Here is a 16223-nt window from a genome sequence, read left to right on the forward strand (position 1 = left end):
TGCCACCTTCGGCATGATTATCCGTGCCCGATGTTGGCGATGACCCCGTAGCGCGGTGTAAGCGGAGCGCACCCGCGAAGCAACGCGATGAGCGTTGCCGGTGAGGGCGCGATGGTTGGCGGTGGCGTGGTTGTTTATGGTGGCGTAATCGGGGCGGCTGGCGCCGCCCTTCGCGCCGGGCCGCCGCTGCGGGTGCCTCATTTGCTCGTGCCTCGCAAGATTCATTACGCCGCGCTACGGTTCACCATCCACCATTCACCGTTCACCGTTCACCATTCACCTTTCACCTTTCACCCCTCACCGTTTTTCCAAGCTTTCTACAGGGAGTTCGACGGGGTGGGGGCGTTGGAGGACGTTGAGGAGGACGATGGCGCGTTCTTCGCCTTTGCAGCGGGTGAAGATGGCTTCGAGGTCTTTGAAGGGGCCTTCGGTGATGGTGACTTTGTCGCCGGCGGTGAAGATGCTGTGGTTGCCTTCCTGGCGGTGGGGTTGGGCGCGGAGGGTGGCGACGAGGGCGTCGGGCACGGCGATGGGGGTGTTGCCGAAGGTGAGCAGGCGCAGGACGCCACGGGTGGAGCGGATGGGGCGCCAGTTGCTGTTGACCTGGTCTAACTGAATGAATAGGTAGTAAGGGAACAGCGGCTCGGAAACGGTGGTGAGCTTGCCTTGGCGTTTGCGTTTGACGTCCAGCACGGGGTGGAACACCTCGTAGCCCTGGTTGGCGAGGTGTTCGGCGGCGCGGAAGGATTCACTGCCTTTGCATTGGATGACGTACCAGTGGGCGGTCGTGGTTTCGGGTGTTTCGATGACCATGCGATTACCTTTTTTGCCTTGGGAGGCGTGATAGGCGGTGGCGCTTTATTGAACGGTGGCGTGATCGGGGCGGCGGGTGCCGCCCTCCGCGGGTGCCTCTTTCGCTCGTTTCTCTCGCTCTATCGTGACGCCGCGCTACGATTCACTCCTCACTCCTCACTCCTCACTCCTCACTCCTCACTCCTCACTCCTCACTTTCCCTCCGCCAGCAGTTTCTCCAGTACATCCAGCGTTTCGTCGATATGGGCTTGGGTGTGCTCGCAGGAGAGGAAGAAGCGCAGGCGGGCGCTTTTTTCGGGGACGGCGGGGTAGAGGATCGGCTGGACGTTGATGTCTTTTTCGAGCAGGGCGTTGGAGAGCCTGGCGGCCAGCGGTGAGCTGCCGACGATCACGGGGACGACGGCGGAGCCGATGCTGTGGCCGGTATCCATGCCGCGTGCTTGCGCCTGTTCGAGGAAGTAACGGGAGATGGCCTGTAGCTGGGCCACCCGTTCGGGCTCCTGGGCCATGAGTTCCAGCACCTTGAGCGAGGGGGCGGCGACCTGGGCGGGCATGCCGACGCTGTAGAGGAAGCCGGGCGCGAAGTAGCGCAGGGTTTCGACCAGGGCCTTGTTACCGGCAATGTAGCCGCCGCAGCCGGAGAGGGTTTTGCTCATGGTGCCCATCCAGATGTCTACCTGGGTGGGGTCGATGGCAAAGTGTTCCCGCAGGCCCAGGCCTGTTTCGCCCATGACGCCGAAGGAGTGGGCTTCGTCGACCATCAGCCAGGCCTGGTGGCGCTGTTTGATGGCGATGAAGCGAGGCAGGTCGGGGATGTCGCCGTCCATGCTGTAGAGCCCTTCGATCACCACCAGCACTCGTTCGAACTGGTGGCGGTGCTGGGTGAGCAGCGCGTCCAGGGCATCGGGGTCGTTGTGGCTGAACGACATGCGCTTGGCCCCGGAGAGCTGGGCACCGACCAACGAGCTGTTGTGGATGTACTCGTCGTGGAGGATCAGATCCTTGGGACCCAGCAGGTAGCCTAGCGTGGAGACGTTGGTGGCGTGACCGCTGACGAAGGCCACGGCATCTTCCACGGCATACGCCTTGGCGATGGCCTGTTCCAGCTCGCCGTGAATGGGGCGCTCGCCCGAGACCACGCGGCTGGCAGATACCGAGGTGCCGTAGTGCTGGGCGGCCTCGCAGGCGGCCTGGATGACCCGCGGGTCGCCGGAGTAGCCCAGGTAGTTGTAGCTGGCGAAGTTGATGCAGGTGCGACCTTGCATGACGCTGGTGGCCCCGGCCAGGCCGTCGTGCACCTTGAAGAACGGCACCTGCAAGCCCAGCTGTTGCGCGCCCTGACGCATCATCGAGAGCTGTTGATAGCCTGGGTGGGCATCGAAGCGGGTGAAGCGTTCGGGCACGGAACGGGTTGCCCCTGCGCTGGTGGCAGGGGCAGTGGGCTGGCTGGCTCTTGCGGTAGGGCGCTTGCGCGCCTGTTCCAGTAGCTGGCGTTTTAGTTCTGAACGCTTGGCGGTCATGGTGTCTCTGTCGCTGGGGAGGATGCGGGCTCACTGGTAATGCCGTCTGCGCCGTGGCGAGCGGCCAGAGAGGCTAACGCATCTTGCGGCGACTCTTCAACATCCTCGTCATGCTGTTGGAGTTTCTGGATCAGCACGCCGGCCAGCTTGTCGAGAGTGGAGGCTTCGCTGAGGACCATGACCGGCACTTGAACGCCCAAGCGGTTCTCGATGGCGGTCATCAGTTCCACGCCCATCAGCGAGTCGAAGCCCATGTCGTACACCGAGCGGTTGACGTCGATCTTCTCTTCGTCGATGAGCAGAATGCTGGCCAGCTCTGCGCGCAGCAGCTCGGTGATGGTGCTGTGCAGCTCTTCCGGCGAGAGGTCGGCCAGCAGGGCGCTGATGTCGTCGTCCTGGTCGAGGCTGCCGTCGTCATCGCTGGCGCGGGCAATTTCGTCGAAACGCGGGGTGCCGGAGGTGGGCAAAAAGCGCGCCAGTGCGCCCCATTCCAGCTCCAGCACGCCCAGGCTTGGCCCGGGAGTCAGCAGCATTTGCTCCAGTACCTTCAGGGCGTCGTCGGAACGCAGCGCCGAGCCTCCCAAACGCTCCTGGAGGGCGTCGCGGGTGCGGGTGTTGCGGGCCAGGAAGCCGACGTCTTCGATGGCACCCCAGCGTACGCAGGTGGCCGGAAGGCCCTGAGCACGGCGGCGGGCAGCGAAGGCTTCGAGCCAGTGGTTGGCAGCCACGTAGTTGCCTTGGCCAGGGTTGCCGAACAGCGTGGTGGCCGATGAGTAGACCACGAAGAAGTCCAGCGGGGCTTGCTGGGTGAGCGCTTCCAGATGGCGTGCGCCATCGATTTTCGGGGCCAGCACTTTATGGATGCGTTCGGCGTCCAGGTTACGGATCAGGCCGTCGTCGATCACCGTGGCGGCGTGGACGATGCCGTGCAGCGGGCTCAGCTCGGACTTGGCGCGTTCCAGCACGTTGGCCAGGGCGTTGCGGTCGGTGATGTCGCAGGCGGCGGCCATGACCTTGATGCCCTGGGCGTCGAATTCACGGATGGCGGCCTGGGCTTCTTCACTGGCAGGGCCGCTGCGGCTGAGCAGGATCAGTTCCCGTGCGCCTTTGCTGACCAGCCACTGAGCCGTCTTGAGGCCAAAGCCGCCCAGACCACCCGTGACCAGGTAGCTGGCATTGGCGGGCAGGGTGAGGCTGCCGCTGCCTAGCTGCTCCTGACGCGGTGCGGCAATGGGCTGTTCATAGGTGACGACGACCTTGCCGATCTGGCGAGCCTGCTGCATGTAGCGGAAGGCATCGATGACCTGGCTGTGGCTGAAGGCAGTGAACGGCAGCGGGCTGAGGGTGCCGTCGTTGAACAGCGCCATCATTTCACTGAACAGGGTTTGGGTGAGCGCGGGCTGCACTTTCATCAGCTGGTCGGAGTCGATGCCGAAGTAGCTGAGGTTGTTGCGGAACGGGCGCAGGCCAATGTGGGTGTTCTCGTAGAAGTCGCGCTTGCCCAGCTCCAGGAAGCGGCCGAACGGGCGCAGGGCGCGCAGGTTCTGGTTGATCGCTTCACCTGCCAGGGAGTTGAGCACGATATCGACGCCTTCGCCCTGGGTGTCTTCGAGAATCTCTTCGGCGAAGGTGAGCGAGCGGGAGTCGTAGAGACGCGCTTCGCCCATCAGGCGCAGGAAGTCGCGTTTCTCTTCCGAACCCACGGTGGCGTAGATGTCGGCGCCCATCCACTGGGCAATTTGCAGCGCGGCGATGCCTACGCCTCCGGCGGCACCATGGATCAGCACCTTTTCACCGGGCTGCAGGCGCGCCAAGTGTTTCAGCGCGTAGTAGACCGTGAAGAAGGTGGTCGGAATGGTGGCGGCTGCGGCGTAGCTGACGCCTTCGGGCAGCGGGGCCACGGCGTGCTGGCTGGCGACCAGGCGGTCGCTGAAGCTGGCAGGGCCGAAGCCCACCACGCCCTGGCCGGGACTAAGATGGTTGACATTGCTGCCGACCGCGACGACTTCCCCGGAGAACTCCAGGCCCAGGGTGGGGCCGGCAAAACCGTTTTCGATGGCTTCATCGGACAGTAGCCCCAAGGTGTACATGACATCGCGGAAGTTCAGGCCGGTGGCCTTGACGCGCACTTCCACCTCGTCGGCACCCAGCTCGGGGAGCTGGCGTGGCCGCCACTGTAGCTGGCGCAACTGGCCGGGCAGGGCAAAGCCCAGCGTCATGGCTTGGCGCGGCGCTGCCTGGCTGGCCTTGTGCGGGTGCGGGGCGGGCAGGGTACGCAGGCGGGTGGCGTAACGGGTGCCTGCCTGGGTAATGACCAGCTCGTTTTCCGTATCCGGGTGGGTCACGGAATCGGCGATACAGGCCAGGGCCTTGGTGCTGGGCTGCTCGGGCAGTTCCAGCAGGGTGACGCTATGGCCAACGGCTTCGTTGGCCAGCGAGCGGCCAAAGCCCCAGAGTGCGGCGTCGTCGCCGTGCTGGTAACCCTGGGTGAGCAGCCACAGCGTGACACGGCTGCCCTGGGCTTCCAGGCCGCTGTGTTCGAGGGCCAGCGACCACTGCTGAGCAAGGTGGCAGCGCTGGGTCTGTGCGGCGGTGGTATCTTGGCCCAGGCCACGCAGGTCCAGCACGTTCAGCGCGGCGGGGGCGTTTCGAGCTGGCGCAACTGCTCGGCCAGCAGGGCCGCAGGCTCGCCATCGCTGAGCAGGGTGACGTTCTCCAGCGCTGCCGCCAGCCCGTTGGCCAGGGCTTGCTGGTTGTCGTCGGCAATGACCAGGGTGTGTGCCTGGGGCGCTTGCGCGGCGCTGCCCGGCTGTTCGCTGGGCGCTTGCGCATGCAGCAGGTAGGCGCCGTTCTCTTCCAGCTCGATGGGCGCGGTCACGCTGAGCCCTTGGGCGGAGAGCCACTCGATAAGGGTGGCTTGTTCCAGCGCGGCCTGGCCAATGCCGGGGGTGGCCAGCAGGTCGTCCAGCCAGCGGCTGGGATGAATGCCGACCACAATGAGCTGTGCGCCCGGTGCCAACTGCGAAGGCAGTGCCTCGATGAGCTGGCGAGTGCGTTCAGGCTGGGTGACGTCGGCGCTGATGAAGGCCAACTGGGCTTTTTGTGCTTCTGCCAGCGTGGGCAGTGACTCTTCCAACGGCTGAACGTCGATCAGCGGGTAGCGTTCCTGCAGCTGCTCCGCCTGATGGCGCGCCGTGTCGCTGGTGGTCAGCGCACGGTAGCGGTAGCTGTCGGTGACCCTGGGCGAGTGATGGGCAAGGCGTTCCAGCAGGCGTTGGCCCAGCGCGGGGGCGCAGGGGCCTGCTTCCAGCAGGGCCAGCCGCTGGCCTTCGGGCAGGGCGGTCAGGGCTGCTTCCATCAGGCTGCCCAGCTCGCTGGCCAGCACTTGCCAGCCGCTTTCGCCAATCAGGACACGGTTGATGCCTGCCAGGTGTTCGTGGGTGACGCCCAGGCTTTCCAGGGTGTCGGTGCCACGCGCCAGGGCTTCCTTGTGCAGACCAAGCCTGCCCACCAGATGAATGGGGGCGAAGTAGTCCGGGTAGTCTTGGACCAGCAGCTGCCAGATGGTTTCCGGGGGCAGGGGCGCTGCGTCGTCGCTGTCGGCAGCGGCGGGAGTGCCCTGTTGGGCGAAGGCTTCGCTGAGACTGTCCAGCAGCGGCGCGACTTCCTGGCCGTAACGCTGGCCGGTGCTGGCGCTGAAGGCCTCGCCTAGCCCCATCAGGCGCGGCAGGGCATCGCTTGGCAAAGGGAGCGCGGCGGCGCGAAGCGGCGCAGGCGTGAGTTCGATATCCAGGTAGCTGAAGTGCTGGTGGTGTGCGCGATTCAGGCGAATGGCCTTGAAGCGGGTCTGGCTGAGCACGGCCACGGCGCGGCCTTCGGCATCGTAGAGCTCGAAGTCGGCGGTGAAGGAGTGCGGCGCCCGTTTGCCCATGACGGCACGGGCCAGCACGGGAGTGCCTGCTTCGGCATTGACCTGAATACGGCCTACGCGCACGGGGACGAACGCAAGCTGCGAGGCAAGATCTGCCTGCTGAGCGAGCAGCGGAATGAACAGCTGGAAGGCGCTATCGAGAATGCCGGGATGCACGTGCAGCGTGTCGAGCTGGGCGGTGACGGCTTCCGAAAGGTGAATCTCGCCAATGACGCTGTCGCCCTCGATCCAGCCACGGGTAATGGCCTGGAAAGCGGGGCCATAGTGCAAGCCGATACGTTCGGCCATGGCCAGGTGCTGTTCCAGGGTGTAGTCGGCAGCGCGGCTGGGCAGTGCCGGGGCCTGGCGATTGAGCAGGAAGCCACGGCTTTCACGCATGCGGCGAGCCACGGTGTTGAGCTGCCATTCGATGCCGGTGGCGGGCTCCCGGGAGCGAATTTCCAGGCGACCGTCATCGGGGTCCAGCGTCAGGCGCATGGTGCGCCCGTTGGGGCCGTCCAGCAGCAGCGGCGCGCGGATTTCCAGCTCTTCGATATCCAGCAGCGAAGAGTCTTTTTGCTGCATGGCGGCGGCCAGGGCCAGCTCGATGAAGCCCGCGCCGGGGAAGACGGCGCCTTCGCCCACCACGTGGTCGGCCAGCCAGGGCTGGCGCTTGGTGTCCAGCTGGCTTTCCCAGGTGTGCTCTTGCTGGGCTAGCGGGTAGCCCAGAAGTGGGTGCTGGTAGTAGCGCGACAGTAGGCCCTGGCCATCCCGGGTGCCTTGCACCCAGAGTTGGGTACGTTGCCACGGGTAACGAGGCAGCAGCACGCGCTGACCTTCCACGGGGAAGTAGTGTCCGCTGGGTAGGGTAAGCCCGCTGAGCAGCAGTTGGCTCAGCGTACGCTGTAGGCCATCGAGACCGGGTTTGTGGCGTTCGAGAGTGCCCAGCACCAAACCGCTTTGCGCTTGCTGGCGCAGCGACTCGTTGAGGTAGCGGCGCAAGATGGGGTGCGCACCGACCTCGACAAAGACGTTATAACCCTGCTGTATCAGGTGCGTGGCGGCGTCGTCGAACCGTACCGGCTCGCGAATGTTCAGCCACCAGTAGTGGGCGTCCAGCGTGTCACCTGCCGCCACGGCCCCTGTCACGGTGGATACATACGGAATGCGGGTGGGCTGTGGCTGAATATCGGCCAGCGCTTCCACCACGCCTTCCTGAATGCTGTCCATGGCGGGGCTGTGGAAGGCGTAATCCAGCGGCAGGCGCTTGGCAAACACTTCCTCGGCGCTGAGGGCGTCTTCCAGTTTGCTGAGCTGGGCCTTGTCGCCTGCCAGGGTAATGCCTTTGGGGCTATTGATGCCGGCCAGGCTGACCCGGTCGAACTCAGGCTTGGCCAGCCAGGGGGCGATGTCGTCGGCGCTCATGGCCACAGCGGTCATTTCGCCCAGGCCACGGGTCTTGCCCTGGAAGTCGCTGCGGTAGTAGATCACCTTCACCGCGTCTTCCAGGCTCAAGGCGCCTGAGGCCCAGGCGGCGGCCACTTCACCCACGCTATGGCCAAACACGGCAGCGGGGGTAATGCCTTGCTCCTTGAGCCACTCGGTGAGTGCCACTTGTAGGGCAAACAGCGCAGGCTGGGCAATTTCGGTGCTGACGAACCGCTCTTCTTCGCCCGCTTGCTGGTTGAGGCCCGCTAGCTCTGCACGCAGTGAAAAATGGCCGTGGCGCTGGAACAGGGCATCGACGCGGTCGATGGCGTCACTAAAGGCCGGGGCGGTGTCGAGCAGGTCATGGCCCATGGTGGCCCACTGGCAGCCGTTGCCGTCGTAGACGAATACCGGCCCCTGGGCGTTGCTCAAGCGCTCCAGTGTGATGAGTTGGCTGGTATCGCCTTCAGCGAACTGGCCCAGTGCGGCAGCGGCTTCTGAGGCGCTGCTGGCAAAACAGAGCGCTCCGTGGCTGTGCTGCTCACGGTGGTGAAACAGGGTATGAGCAGTGTCGTAAAACGGCTGCTCGGTGGTCTGCAGGTGGGTGGCCAACGCCTGAGCACTGGCGGCCAGGGCGGCTTCACTGCGCGCGCTGATCCGAATGGGCAGCGGGGCATCCGGCACCTGACGCTCAGACGTGGGTGTTTCCGGGGCACTTTCCAGAATGACGTGGGCGTTGGCGCCGCCAAACCCGAAGGAGTTGACGCCAATGACCAGCTTGCCTTCGGGTTTGAGCGGCTGGGCCTTGGTGACGACCCGCAGGTTCCATTCATCGAACTTGATGCGCGGGTTCAGCTTGCGAATGCCGATGGTGGCAGGCACTTCGCGGTGCTGCAGGCTGTACAGCGCTTTGGCCAGGCCCGCCACGCCGGAGGCGGTTTCCAGGTGGCCGACGTTACTCTTCACCGAGCCGATGAGTAGCGGCGTTTTGCGATGCTGACCAAGGGCTTCACCGATGGCGCGTGTTTCGATGGGGTCGCCCACGGCGGTGCCGGTGCCATGGGCTTCCAGGTAGTCGATTTCGTCGGGGGAGATGCCTGCCTGTTCGTAGGCGCTGCGCATCAGGGCAATCTGGGCGCTGGGGTTGGGCACGGTGAGCCCGGTTTTGTACCCATCGGTGTTGACTGCCGAGCCCGCGACCACCGCCAGGATGTTGTCGCCATCGGCGACGGCCAGGTCGTAATCCTTGAGCAGAAACAGGCCTGCGCCTTCAGAGCGCACGTAGCCGTTGCCGGCTTCGTCGAAGACCTGGCAGCGCCCGGTGGGCGACAGCATGCTGGCCTTGGAGAAAATAATGAAGCCGTAGGGGTGCAGGTGCAGGCTGATGCCCCCTGCCAGCGCCATGGGGGTTTCACCGCTGCGAATGGATTGGCAGGCCTGGTGGAACGCGACCATGGAAGAGGAGCAGGCGGTGTCCAGCGACATGCTGGGGCCGTGCAGGTCGAAAATGTACGACAGCCGGTTGGAGGCGATGCTGGACGTGTTGCCGGTGGCGGTGGAGGCGTCGATGGCCGCCATGTCGTCGGCAAGCCGATAGGAGTAATCCAGGCTGGCCACACCAAGGAACACACCGCACTGGCTGCCACGCAGGGTGCTGGGCACGATGCCCGCGCTTTCCATGGCTTCCCAGGCCAGCTCCAGCAGCATGCGCTGCTGGGGGTCCATGTTGGCGGCTTCTCTGGGAGAAATGCCGAAAAACGCTGCGTCGAACCCGCTGATATCGCCCAGGCTACCGGCGGCAAACGTCACGCTGGTGCCGGGGTGGCGCTTGTCGGGGTGCCAGAACGCATCGTGGCTCCAGCGGTCGGGCGCAACCTGGGTGACGAGGTCTTTTTCGGCTTGCAGGTCTTGCCAGAACGTTTCAGGGGTGGTGCCGGGGAAACGATGGGCGGCACCAATAATGGCCACGCGTTTAGTCATTCTTGCTCCTGAGGTTCTGGTTCTGCCTTGATCACATCGCTACTTATATCGCGTCCAAACACTTGTTTAAATAGCCGGACGCCAAGTTCGTTTGCTGCTATTCCCTGCGGCCTGTGCTCGGCAGGCGATGGGGCCAACGGTTGCCGTTGTGTTGACCATATCATGTATGGCGTGCGGCCCGTAGGGGCGCCAAAATATCCATACGCGGCGGGCAGGATGGGCACATGGTCGCCGTACCATCCCAGTAGCCCCTCACGGGGGGTTGCGCCTAATGCCGCTTTGATGCTACCCAGCATTTTGTCTGCCTCGCCAAGGTGGTAGAGATAGACCGCCAAATCCCGCAAGTGATTTGGCAGCGGCCACGGGGCGTTGGGCAGCGTCCTGGCGAGGTGCTGCTGCTGGGGGGCTTCCAGGTGCAGCGGGCCGTGATTTTCCATGGTGATCACGAGCACGAATAGCGGCCTATTATCGTCATCTTTCAGCAGGCGTCCAACCTTTCGTGCGACGGCCTGGTCGCCAATGTATTGGCCGTGCTTTTCCTGGGTTTCGAAGGCGCTGAGATCCAGAAAGGTGTCGAAGCCCAACAGCGGGATGACCTTGTCGCGCAGATAGAACGTGGCCGGGTACGGGTGAATACATACGGTGCGGTACCCCTGGGCCTTGAATGCGCTGGCCACGCTGGCGAGAGGGTGGCGTGACAGGGTGCGGTAGGGGTTGAATTGACGCGGCCCCCAGTCGCTGGGGGCTAGTCCGGTCAGCACGGCGCATTCGGTGCGCACGGTGTTGGCTCCCCAGGCGGGTACATGCAGTTCGCCCTGTTCGAGAGCTTCGGCGGCGGTGGCGTCGAATTGGCCAAGTAGCCCCGGTGCTACGTCCTTGCACCAGGGGCGGGGGTCGAAAAACGACTCACTTTGCACCAGCACCACGTTGGGCAGTGTGTGGCCTGGAAGCGTGGCCGAGGAGGACTCCGTTCGGTGTAGGGGCTGGCTGAAGGGCTGGAACGGTGAGCTTTCCGGGGCGGGCGCGGGTGAGCGCATGAGTGCGACGCCGTAGCTCCACAGGCTGGTGTATAGCCCCGCTTCATGCAGGTCGTGTTTGGGCGCTAGCGTGGGCGGGGGCAAGCGTTTCAGGCTGGTCGCCAGCAGCAGTGCACCCGCCAGTATCAGCAGTAGGCAACTGAAGAGCCAAGGCAGGAGGCCCCAGTGGCTTACCAGGGAGGGCTCGAAATAAAAGAAGCTGCCGATGGCCACTGCCCCGGCGCTGCTGGCGGCGATGGCAAGCCCGATGCCGAAGAAAGGCACGTAGAGCCTGGGGTGCAGGATGGCATCCCAGAAGTATTCGAAATCGTGGCAGATGAAGGGCTCGTTGAGCGTGGCTGATTTAGTGTTGCTCGACTGTACCACCACCAGCTGCAGCGAGAGGATGAACACGACGGCAAACCAGGGGCGCTGTAGCAGCAGGGTGAACACGCCAAACAGCAGCAGCCAGCTGCCCAGGTGCACGGCATTGGCTGCCAGGCGGCGTTGCCAGAAGGGGCGTGGCCGGGGGCGTAGCAGCGCTTCAATCAGCAGGCTACCGAGCAGCCCGGTGACCAGTGCGGGCGCCATGGCGGTGAGCGCGGTAGCGGAGAAGAGCATCATGAGCCGCCCTCCAGGTGGTCGAACCCCAGTCGTTTGATCAGCCACTGGGACACCGCAGCGGGCAGAACGGCCAGCCACCAGGTGCCGAAGTTGAGCGGAAACGGGAAGCTGACCCGTGGCCGGTTGGCTGCAATGCCCCGGGCTATGACGCGGGCGGCACGCTCAGGTGGCCACTCCCAGGGTTTGGGGCCGGGCATGGCGTTGCACATGGGCGAGGTGACATAGCCGGGCATGACCACTGTGACGCCGATACCGGCCGGAGCGAGCAGCCCGCGCAGGCCTTCCCCGTAGGCTTTGATGGCCGCTTTGCTGGCGCTGTAGGTGGGCGTGCTGGGTAGCCCATGCCAGGCGGCCAGGGAGCTGATGAACACCAGTTGGCCGCTGCCCCGTGCGCGCATGGCGGGTACCAGATGGTGGGTCATGGCGATGGGCGTGGTCAGGTTGATGTCCAGCAGCGCCTGCACGTCTGGCCAGGCTTCCAGCTCGCCCATCTGCTGGGGGTGGGTGTTCTTGCCAGCATTGGCGATCACGATGTCCGGGAGGTGGCGAGCGCATAGCTCGGCCAGCCAGTTGGCCAGCGCGGTCTCATCACCGAGGTCGATGCTCGACAGCGTGACCTGGGCCCCTTGGGCGCGGCAGTTTTCGGCTACCTGTTCCAGCACGACGAGGTTTCGGCCGTGGAGGATCAGGTGGGTGTCTTGGGTGGCATATTCGTTGGCCAGGGCGCTGCCGATGGCTCCGGTGGCGCCGGTGATCAGCACGCAGCGGTGGCCTGTTTGGGGTGAGGTGCTCACAGCAGTCTCTCCAGCGGGGAGGGGCAGGCTTCGAGTACCTGGGCGGCATTATTGACCGCGAGATCGATACCGGGCTGGCAGTAAAACCCCCCGTTGAGCTGGGTGGCATACATAACGGTGTTACGGAAATAGTCGAACAGCTGGGCGCTGGGCGGCGGTGGCTGGTGCCAGAACTCCTCCAGGCTGCTCTGGTAGGTCAGGCCCGCCATATGGTAGATGGGCTTGCTCAGTGCAAAAGTGGGGCACTGATGCTCCAGGGAGACGATGCCCACGGTGCTATTGACCGTCACCGTGCCTGCTGCATATTTGAGCAGTTGGTTGAGATCGCCCGACTCCAGGTAGACGATACGCCCCTTCAGGTCGTAGAAATTTTCCAGCCGCTGGATGATGGCCGGGTAGTCGACCAGGCCCATGTCCAGCGGGTGGTTCTTGATACATAGCAGAGCCTCTTGTGGGGCATGTGCGGCAAAGGAGCCCATCACATGATCCATGACCTCTTCCATGTTTTTGTAAGAAGAGTGATGGAGTATCTGCGCGTCGGTGTTGAGCTGTAGCGGCAACATGAAATAGGGCTGGCCGCTGTCGATGAGCGTTTTGATGCGCTGGGCGTCGCGCTTTTTCCATGTTTTCAACTGTGCGAAACGCTTTATGTAGCCTGCATACTCGATGGGCGCTTTGATGGGGGAGTGGTTTTCATACCGGTGCGCTACCAAGGGGTTGGCTAACCCGGCGGCATGGTAAGCCACATCGTGCAGAGCGCGAATCTTGAAGGATGAGCGAAAGCGCACCGGTTTTGGCAACGCAGGTAATGCCTTGCCCGTTTCGTAAAACCAGGTGGGGTCTCGCGGAAGAAGAGAGTGTCCGTTAACGCCATCTCGCTCGAGTGTTACCCAGAAGGGGCGAAAGTAGCCCTCCTCGAACACGTGGGTGCGTACCCCTGCCTGGGCAGCTTGCTCGATGGCTTGGCGATGTACCGGCCGCCGGTCGCCGAACATGACCTGATCGGTGATCTCGTAGCGTTGCCAAAGCGATGTGATGTATTCCGGGAGTGCCGATAACGGTCCGCGAAATAAATGGCTTTTGCTATGGGTGCGCTGCCAATAGAGAATGTCCCCCGCGTTGAAGTTGACCTTTACTACACGGTGTCCATCGTTGCTTAGACGACGGGCCAGACGCTGATAAAAGGGCGAACAAACGCCTTGAAGAAATAAAAATGCGCGTTTTTGCTTCAACTCAATGACTTCCAATCAATGCATTACGATAGCAGCGATACAGGCGCTGCTTCCATGTAAGCTGGTGTTGAGGTGAGTGGGCTTGGCGCGCTCTGGCCTGCTCCAGCAGGCTAACGACCGTTTCAGCGTTACATAGCTGGCCTGTAGCAGGATCTACATAGCCGGGATACAACAGCAGGGTGCCTGCTACCAACTCATCCAATGTCAACGTGCGAGTCCGGCCAGGAGAGTGCATGGCATCGTGTGTCAGCCCCCAGCCCGCATAAAAGGGTAAGCCGTAGGTATGTACCTGACGATCACGTAGCAGCGCCTCAAAACCGGTCAAAGAACTCATGGTATGCACGGCGTCGACACGTTCCAGTAGAGCGGTGATCTCCATGTCACTGCCATCGAGATCATACAGCTGTTTGGCTTCACTATCGAGTTTGCCAACGCGTGCGCCGCTGACGACATCGGGATGAGCCTTGTAAATAATGAAGGCATCAGGCTGGTTTTGGCGTACGGTGCGCAGCAGGGCGCTGTTGGTGTTGATGTTGGGTGACCCTGCTGCGATAGAGGCATCGCTTTCCACTTGGCCGGGTACCAGGATGATGACTTTGTCATCGGGTAACTGGATATCCGTATTGCCTTGCACGTTATATTTTGACAGCTTCAGCGCGACCAGTCGTTTTCGTAGCTGTGCTGCTCTTTCCAGCAGAGATGCCTCCATGGGATATGTGTTGAGCAAACGCTCCAGATCGCTTGGCTGGTTCGGATCGTAGTAAATGCCCGATGCATCGATTACCAATGAGAGGGGTTGGGATAAGTCAACGCCTAGCCCTACTGAGCGAATAAACCCGTCTTCCATGCGCCAAATATGAGGCAAATATTCCGCATGACGCGTTTTGAATGCTGCGTCGATGCGGCTTGACCATACCAATATGCGTGGTTGGGCACGGTTATCTGGTAAGAGTTTGGGTAATTCCTTGATGTGCTTGATATTTGATGCAGGCCCAAGGAAATGGCCAACAAAGCGTCGTTTCCAAAATGAAAAACCGCAGGCTAACCACTCGCCGCGCAGGTGCTCTTGCTGACGCTTCTGGTCGGCAATCAAATGGATCGTTTCTTCTAGTGTGCAAGCTTCTTGCGTATATGGGTTAACGTAGCGGGTATAGCGCAGGTAGGCAGCGGCAAACACTTCGGTGAGCGTCCTGGTCGTGCGCCTGCGAGCGCATGAAAGCCGATCATGGGTGAGTCCCCATCCTGCATAAAATGGCAGGCCAAAGCAGTGCACTTGCTTTCCTGCCAACAATGCCTCGAACCCCAACTGGCTGGTAACCACGTAGACGGTGTCTACCTGGTCGAACAGGGCCCAAGGGTTGATGTCTTCACTCACGACATGACAGCGAGGATGATCAAGCGCTTGTGTGAGGTGGCCTTTTTTCTTGCCTGCGATGACGTCCGGGTGAATCTTGACCAGAACATGCTCAGTGGGGTGATTGGCCAAGGCTTCCTCTAACATGGATGAAAAGCTTTCTGCGCTGGCTCCACCATGCGTAATGGAGGCATCCCCTGCGGTCTGATCGACCACTAATACCTTACCTTTAGAGCCCATCAACCGCTTGTCAGGAGCATGATTGTATTTTGATAGGCGGCATTGAGTCAGAAGGTGCATGCAGGTAGTGGCGTGACTTAGCTCTTCGGTCGTGAACGTGGCATCGTTCAGGCAGTTTTCCAAGTCACTGGGGCGTGAGGCATCATAGTAAATGCCGGTATGATCGACGACCATGCTGTGGGGCTGGTAGCCATGGACTCCCAGGCCGAGTGATCTGATGAAGCCATCTTCAAGCGCGACATAGGTCAACCCATGACGTTTGGCATAATCTCTGGCGCGCTTTGCGGTCGGCTTGAATCCCCATCCTATGACCGCGGAGGGCTTGGCGGTGAATGTGCCGATGCGCATAAAACGGTCAAACTCGGGGAGCAGCGTTGCCAAAGAGGCAAGTTTGCCGATACCTTTTGAAATATAACCCGCCGTACGTTTTGCCATGGTTGAGGCTGCAGTCCATGTCGTTCAAAGTGTTAGGCGTTGTCTGAAAAGGGGGTAGGCTTGACCATACGGCGTTAAGCATGGGCTTGTGAGTGAATTCGCTCAATGCGCTCATTAATAGCTTGTAAAGGATGCCTTTTCGCCCATGTTTGCCTTGTCTGGTCTGCGCTCGCTGACTTTTCACACCAAGCCCTGGTAGGCGGCGAACATACGTGAATTGGGCAGGGTTATCAATTCAGCAGCACGCGCTTTACGAACAGGTTACATTGCCATGCAGAGCATGTCGCATAACCGGGGTTCCGGCAACGTTACTAATGCGAATTAAATCAACGCGCAACTTGCTGCTCTTTTTGATAAGTTGGTTTTAGTAAGTAGGCATGAGGCCTGTCCCTCATTTTTTTCAGGGAATGCTCACGAAATAGGAACTTCTGGTGCGACGAGCCCCCCTCATCAACAGGCTGTTGACGTTACGCTCCTTGAAAGGGCGGCTGCTGCTGGGCCTCTCTTGCGCCTTGGCGATTCTGGCGGGTGCCGTATTGAGCATGGCCTGGCAGGTGGGCAAGACCATGGTGCACGAGACCAACATGGTTCATTTGCGCTACGAGGCCGATTTGCTGGCCGATGAAATCACGCAGCAGGTAAATCAACGCATCACTGCGCTTCAGCGTTTGAACAGCGCCATGGGGCCTTCCAATGACATGGGTTGGCTTTCATACGAGCTGCAGAAAAACGATGCCTTGCTTTCCTGGTTCGATGGACTGATTGTGAGTGACGAGCATGGTGAGATCGTGGCGGACTGGCCCAGTGTAGTGGGGCGAGTGGGGCTCGATAGCTCGGAACTCGAGTATTTCAAGATGGTGCGCGGTACACGCCGCCC

Annotated in this window: 6 protein-coding genes and 2 pseudogenes; 1 reads left to right on the forward strand and 7 read right to left on the reverse strand. The window is 62.0% G+C overall.

Features of this window, described 5'->3' with window-relative positions:
- Positions 1-297: 297 nt before the first annotated feature.
- From rfaH to B7L71_RS06675, 7 genes and pseudogenes are all read right to left on the reverse strand, one after another.
- Positions 298-813, reverse strand: a complete 516-nt coding sequence (gene rfaH, locus B7L71_RS06645; protein ID WP_081136835.1) for a transcription/translation regulatory transformer protein RfaH — start codon at positions 811-813, stop codon at positions 298-300.
- 191 nt (positions 814-1004) lie between these two features.
- Positions 1005-2333 (reverse strand): aminotransferase class I/II-fold pyridoxal phosphate-dependent enzyme, encoded by a 1329-nt coding sequence (locus B7L71_RS06650; RefSeq protein ID WP_081136837.1) that lies wholly within the window; start codon positions 2331-2333, stop codon positions 1005-1007.
- Positions 2330-9651 (reverse strand): annotated as a pseudogene (locus B7L71_RS17980) (SDR family NAD(P)-dependent oxidoreductase). The gene B7L71_RS06650 and the pseudogene B7L71_RS17980 overlap by 4 nt, the downstream one beginning before the upstream one ends.
- Positions 9648-11291 (reverse strand): LTA synthase family protein, encoded by a 1644-nt coding sequence (locus tag B7L71_RS06660; protein WP_081136839.1) that lies wholly within the window; start codon positions 11289-11291, stop codon positions 9648-9650. Before B7L71_RS06660 ends, B7L71_RS17980 begins: the two are co-directional and overlap by 4 nt.
- Positions 11288-12085 (reverse strand): SDR family NAD(P)-dependent oxidoreductase, encoded by a 798-nt coding sequence (locus B7L71_RS06665; protein WP_081136841.1) that lies wholly within the window; start codon positions 12083-12085, stop codon positions 11288-11290. The genes B7L71_RS06660 and B7L71_RS06665 overlap by 4 nt, the downstream gene beginning before the upstream one ends.
- Positions 12082-13317: a capsule biosynthesis protein gene (locus tag B7L71_RS06670; protein WP_081136843.1), complete on the reverse strand. Its 1236-nt coding sequence runs from the start codon at positions 13315-13317 to the stop codon at positions 12082-12084. The genes B7L71_RS06665 and B7L71_RS06670 overlap by 4 nt, the downstream gene beginning before the upstream one ends.
- A gap of 1 nt (position 13318) precedes the next feature.
- A complete protein-coding gene (locus B7L71_RS06675; protein WP_081136845.1) occupies positions 13319-15346 on the reverse strand; it encodes a capsular polysaccharide biosynthesis protein in 2028 nt (675 codons plus the stop codon).
- 431 nt (positions 15347-15777) lie between these two features.
- Here B7L71_RS06675 and B7L71_RS17295 point away from each other — a divergent pair.
- Positions 15778-16223: pseudogene (locus tag B7L71_RS17295) on the forward strand (diguanylate cyclase); the annotation flags it as partial.

It is taken from the genome of Halomonas sp. BC2 (genome assembly GCF_002078115.1).
GTDB classification, from domain to species: Bacteria; Pseudomonadota; Gammaproteobacteria; order Pseudomonadales; family Halomonadaceae; genus Vreelandella; species Vreelandella stevensii.